The sequence below is a fragment of the Virgibacillus sp. 7505 genome, assembly GCF_002272135.1.
Taxonomy (GTDB): Bacteria; Bacillota; Bacilli; order Bacillales; family Amphibacillaceae; genus Terribacillus.
The window spans coordinates 1-224 of record NZ_NPBF01000380.1 but is presented as its reverse complement, the minus strand read 5'-3'; the positions used below and the strand labels follow the sequence as shown (position 1 = coordinate 224).

1 protein-coding gene is annotated in these 224 nt (G+C 48.2%); it reads right to left on the bottom strand.

Annotation, left to right across the window (positions count from 1 at the left end; genetic code table 11):
- Positions 1 to 197 (bottom strand): helix-hairpin-helix domain-containing protein (locus CHH91_RS19430; RefSeq protein WP_286160867.1); only part of this gene is annotated, 197 nt, incomplete at its 3' end.
- Between the last annotated feature and the right edge of the window lie 27 nt (positions 198 to 224).

The window sequence follows — 224 nt, the reverse complement described above, 5'->3', positions numbered from 1 at the left end:
ATCATGTTGTCTTCTGATTTTTTGCCAAATCCTGCAAGCGCGCGAATTTGCCCGGCTTTGGCTGCCTGAAGCAAGCTTTCTGCGTCAGTAATGCCAAGTTCTCGGTAAAGCTTGCCAACCTTTTTGCCACCAAGTCCAGGAATCGTTAGAAGCGGCAATAATCCTGCCGGCAATTGTTGTGCCAATTCATTTAGCAACGATGACGCTCCTGTTTCCTTCAGCTC